This is a genomic window from Longimicrobium sp. (assembly GCF_036387355.1).
Classification (GTDB): Bacteria; Gemmatimonadota; Gemmatimonadetes; order Longimicrobiales; family Longimicrobiaceae; genus Longimicrobium.
This window is the reverse complement of the sequence record NZ_DASVTX010000092.1, coordinates 1-5,177: the sequence shown is the minus strand read 5'-3', so window position 1 is coordinate 5,177 and position 5,177 is coordinate 1. Positions and strand designations below refer to the sequence as shown.

The 5,177-nt window shown below is 71.9% G+C and carries 3 protein-coding genes and 1 pseudogene; 1 reads left to right on the top strand and 3 read right to left on the bottom strand.

What is annotated here, in order from left to right:
* Positions 1-230 precede the first annotated feature (230 nt).
* Complete coding sequence (cysK, locus tag VF665_RS04420) at positions 231-1,229, top strand: cysteine synthase A (RefSeq protein WP_331052200.1); 999 nt, start codon at positions 231-233, stop codon at positions 1,227-1,229.
* 631 nt (positions 1,230-1,860) lie between these two features.
* Here the strand turns inward: cysK and VF665_RS04415 are convergent.
* From VF665_RS04415 to VF665_RS04405, 3 genes and pseudogenes are all read right to left on the bottom strand, one after another.
* Positions 1,861-2,067 (bottom strand): hypothetical protein, encoded by a 207-nt coding sequence (locus tag VF665_RS04415; RefSeq protein WP_331052199.1) that lies wholly within the window; start codon positions 2,065-2,067, stop codon positions 1,861-1,863.
* On the bottom strand, positions 2,064-3,866 hold the full coding sequence (locus VF665_RS04410; RefSeq protein WP_331052198.1) for a DUF2339 domain-containing protein: 1,803 nt from the start codon (positions 3,864-3,866) through the stop codon (positions 2,064-2,066). The genes VF665_RS04415 and VF665_RS04410 overlap by 4 nt, the downstream gene beginning before the upstream one ends.
* 696 nt (positions 3,867-4,562) lie before the next feature.
* A pseudogene (locus tag VF665_RS04405) lies at positions 4,563-5,177 on the bottom strand (D-TA family PLP-dependent enzyme); the annotation flags it as partial.

Sequence of the window (5,177 nt, the reverse complement as noted above, 5' to 3'; positions counted from 1 at the left end):
GGAAAGAAGGACGGCCGCGGGCCGTGCCGCCGCTCCCACACGCGCCCGCCATCCGCCGCTCAGAGTCCCGGACAGTATTCCCCCAGCCCCATTCGGCGCCGCGGCCGGCGAGCCGCGGACGGAGCCCCGGAAGCCGCTCTGGACGCGGAACCGGGTTCACCACGGTGGGTATCGGCCCACTGGCTGGCCGGCGGCACACGCCGGCGCATCAATCTTCTCCGGAGGCCCGCATGGCACGCGGCAGGATCTACGGCGACATCACCGAAACCATGGGCGGCACGCCGCTCATCCAGCTGAACCGCCTGGGCGCGGGGCTGCCGGGTCGCATCGTGGTGAAGCACGAGGGCTTCAACCCGTTCAACTCCGTCAAGGACCGCATCGGCGCGGCGCTGGTGGACGACGCCATCGCCCGCGGCGCGCTGCGGCCGGGGATGGTGGTCGTGGAGCCCACCAGCGGCAACACGGGGATCGGCGTGGCGTACGCAGCGGTGGCGCGCGGCTACCGCTGCATCTTTACCCTGCCGGATTCGGTGACGGTGGAGCGGCGCAACCTGCTGCGCGCGCTGGGCTGCAAGGTGGTGCTCACCGAGGGGCCCAAGGGGATGAAGGGCGCCATCGCGCGCGCGGAGGCGATCGCCGCCACGCTGGGCGACCGCGGGTGGATGGCGCGGCAGTTCGACAACCCCGCCAACCCCGCCGTGCACTTCCGCACCACGGGGCCGGAGATCTGGGAGGACACCGAGGGCAAGGTGGACGTGTTCATCGCCGGGGTGGGCACCGGGGGCACGGTGACCGGCGCGGGACGTTACCTCAAGGAGCGGCGGGCGGACCTGCGGGTGATCGCGGTGGAGCCGGCGGAGAGCCCGGTGCTGTCCGGCGGGCAGCCGTCGCCGCACAAGCAGCAGGGGATCGGCGCGGGGTTCGTGCCCGGCAACCTGGACACGCACATCTACGACGAGGTGATCCAGGTCACGAACGAGGACGCGATCGCCACGGCGCGGCGGCTGGCGCGCGAGGAGGCGATCTTTGCGGGGATCTCGTCGGGGTCCATCACCTGGGCGGCGCTGCAGGTGGCGGCGCGGCCGGAGATGGAGGGCAAGCTGATCGTGTCGGTGATCTGCGACTTCGGGGAGCGCTACCTGTCAAACCCGGTGTACGCCGAGCAGGAGGAGCCCGATTTCAGCGAGTACGAGGACGCGCTCGCCGAACCCGCATCCGTGCCGGCGTAAGGCGTTCGTCCGGACGTCGATGGCCGGACGGCGGAGGGTCGGATTCGGGTGGATGAGGGATGATGGGGGGCGGATGCCGAGGGTGGCGTCCGCCCTTTGTCGTCGTCCCCGGGCTGAGCGGCTGAAGCCGCCGCAACAACGGCTGAAAGCCTCACGATACTGCCGTGAGGCTGGTCTTGCGCGGGGATGAGTTCGGCGCGGACCTTCCCCGTCGCGCCGGACTGGGGTGTGCTCCCTCTCCCACGTCTGCTTGTGGGAGAGGGTGCTCGCGGAGCGAGCGGGTGAGGGCCACACGGCGGCGGGCGTGGTCGGGACCTTTACTCTGCACGGGCCGTGTTTGTGTCGTTCCGCAGATCCCATGCGTCGTGGTCGCCCGCCGGCCCCTGAGCGGATGAATCCGCCGCTCGAACAGCGGAAAGCCCCGACTCGCGGCCGCTGTCGCGTCCACGCTCGGGGCTTCAACCGCGTACATACCGCGGGCGTGCGTTCCGTCTGCTGCGCGAAGTTGGAACGGGCGGACAGCAGATCCTTCGTCGGCGCCCGGCGGCGGCGCGGCGAACAGTTCGGCCGGCGCCTCGTCAGGATGACAACGTGTTGGTGCACAATGGGTTATGAAGCAAAACTACGAATACTACGCCTCCGATTCGGCTTCGACGGGGACGGCGGCTTCGCGGTAGCCGTGGCAGCGGAGGACGGGGATGCGGGGGTAGCGCGGAAAGCGCGGGTCCACCTCGGCAAGCTGGCAGAGGTAGAACCGCGACCCTTTCCGCGTATCGATGATCTTTACGTTCTCGCACCCGGCGCACAGTCCGGGGTGCGGCGCCCACGGCTGCGTCATCCGTCGTGGCCCGCGGGGCGCGGGGCGGGCTCAGGCGCGGCGGCGGGACGCCACCACCCCGCCATCGAATAGCTCAGCCACAGGAACACGGCGCCGAATCCCAGAAAGATCAGCACGCGGAACAGCGCGTCCAGCCGCGCCAGGTCCACAAGGAACAGCTTCGCCACCGTCGCCAGCAGGGTCAGGATCGCCAGCCGCTCCAGCGCCGCCGACCCGCGCCGCGCCGCCAGCAGCAGCAGCCCCAGCCCGTACGCGCACCAGAGGATCGTCGCGATCCCCTGCCCTCCCGGCCGCAGCGCCACCTCGCGCAGCACGATCCCCATCACCACGACGTGCGCAAAGATGCGGTACACCGACACTTCCGTGCGCACCCGGATGGCGTAGGACGACGCGAAGACCGCGGCGGCCACGGCCACGTCCGCCAGCACCCGCCCGGCGCTCGCCTCGCCCGGAAAGGCGAGCCGGTACAGCGTCCACAGCCCGGCGGCCACGAACAGCTTGTGCGCCATCCACCGCGCCGCCGGCCCCGCTCCGCGCAGCGCGAGCCAGTGCAGCGCCAGCATCTGCGCGGCAAGGGACGCCAGCAGCACCGCGCCGTCCAGCGCGCCCAGGCATCCCACCGGCAGCAGCGCCGCCGCGGACACCAGGAGCACCCGCGCCAGCCGCAGGTCGCGCGCACGCACCGCCGCGGCCGCGACGCCGTACACCGCCGCCGCCCCGATCGCCATCAGCCCCAGACGCTCCGGCTGCATGCGCCAGGTGAGCCCGGTGACCACGAGCAGCATGGAGGGCGGCAGGAGCGCGATGGCGTACCAGTGCAGCGAATCCAGCCCGGTCCAGCGGCGCTCGGCGTGGCGCGCGTGCGACCCGGAGAACCAGTTGCCCACGCGGCGCGCCAGGGGCAGCACGCCCAGCACGATCCACGCGAACAGCGCGGCGGCCTGGATCCATCCGCGCCCCGCGGGACCGGCGCGAAAGGTGTCCGGCAGCCAGTTGGCGTAGAGCGCCAGCAGCGTCCACGCAAACGCGTTGGCCGTCCACACGGTGGACCGCCAGCCGCGCCGCAGGTACGGAACCGCCGTCCACGCCAGGATCATGGAGGTGTACGCCGCCAGCCCGCGCGGGCTGGCGTACGAAATCCCCAGCAGCAGCGGCACACCCAGCCCGCCCGCGGAGCCGAGCACCGCCAGCGCCGGCTCGCTGCGCCAGAGCGCCAGCCCGCTCGCCGCCGCCGTGATGGCGACGAGCGCGATGAACGCAACCGTGTAGGGCACCAGCGCATACAGGTTGAACGCCGCCCATCCCGTGATGTAGAACGCCGCCAGCCCGCCGCCCAGCAGCACGGCGGAAAAGCGCCGCTCGCGGTCCATCCGCAGGCCGATGGCGGTGAGCACCGCGCCCACCGCCGCGCCGAAGCCCACGCGGACCTCGTTGGTCAGCCAGCCCCGGTCGATGGAGTAGCGGAACAGCAGCCCCACACCCAGCAGCAGCATCGCGATGCCCAGCCGGTTGAGCCAGGTCTGGCTGTCCCAGCGAAAGAGCGCGGCGATCTCGTCGTGGATGAGCGGCTCGGCGGGACGGCGGCGCGGCAGGTCGTCGTCGTACGCCACCGGCTCCGGGTAGAGCGGCGGAAACGCGCGCGCCGGCGGCTCTGCCGCGAGGGCCGGCGCCGCGGCCGGGGCTTGGACATCGGCCGGCGCGGCGGCGGCGGCGGCGGGAAGGCGCTGGTGGATTTCCTCCACCATGCGCTCCAGCCGCGCGATGCGCGCTTCCAGCGGGTTTTCGTGGGGACTGCTCATTCGCCTGCGCGTTTCCATGCCGGGCCGGGACCCGGAACGGGGAGTTGGCGTGCGTGCGTTCGGGGCGGGGTTCGGATGAATATAACACCCGTCCCGCGGTTCCAGGGACGGGTGGGGGGCTGGGGGCGGGATGCGGGGCGGATGGGCGATGATGGTGCCGTGATGGGACTTGGGCGCGTCCGGCAGGCTGTGGCACTCACCCCGCGTGCTGCGCACGACGACCCTCTCCCACGAACAGATGTGGGAGAGGGAGCACACACCAGTGCCATGCGGATCTTTGGAGTTCGCTTGCAGTTGAAGCCCCGATCGCGGACGCGACAGCGGCCGCGAGTCGGGGCTTACCGCTGATGGAGCGGCGGATTCATCCGCTCAGGAGAGCACCGGACGCCCACTGCATCGCGCTGCGCGCGGGCCCCTCCCCCGACCCCTCCCCGTGCAAACTGCCGCACGGAGAGGGGAGAATTCTCACCGGATTCCGCCACCCCGTGCAGGTGAAGTCCCCCGGTTGTTGGGGGGGACTTTCCGCCGTTGTTGCGGCGACTTCAGTCGCTCAGAGGGGAGGCGCCTGGACAGAATCTTGGAAACCGCGCCCGCCCTCCACCCGGCAACCCTCCCCCAGTCCGTTTTGGGGGAGGGTGGGCCGGTGGTGCCGGCCCGGGTGGGGGCCGCCGTGGATGTTGCGGAGATGCGCCGAATCTAACGACCGCGCGCCTCCACCTCCCACACATCCACCACGTCGTCGCCGCGGGCGCCGTACAGGCGCTCGTGCAGGTTCACCGACACGCAGACGTGGTTGGGAACGATGCGCACCCGGTCGCCCACGCGGGGCCGCCAGTCCGTGCCGGACAGGTCCAGCAGGCCGTGCTCCTCCGAAACGGACTTCACCACGATCTCCGGGCGGTCCAGCAGCGCACCGAATCCCGCCGCGTCCGCGCGGATCTCCTCGCGCGACAGGGCCTTGCTCCCCGCGTCCACTACCGCCTGCCCCGGAACCGCCACCGAAACCACGGTGGCCAGCACGCTGTACGCGCACTCGTCCCAGCCGCACGCGCCGATCTCCGCCGTCGTCCGGTCGTTGAAGATCTGCGTGCCGGGGCGCACCTCCGTGAGCCCCGCCACCTCGTGCGAGCGCCAGAAGGTGGGCGTGCTGCCGCCGCTCACGACCGCAGGCGCGAGCCCCGCCGCGGCGAGCGCGTCGCCGAACTCCGCGACGCGCGCGGCCAGGGCGCGCAGCGGATCGTCCTGCCGCTCCACCCGGTCGCGAACGTGCCCGGGATAGAACATCAGCCCGCGGAACTCCAGCCCCGGCGC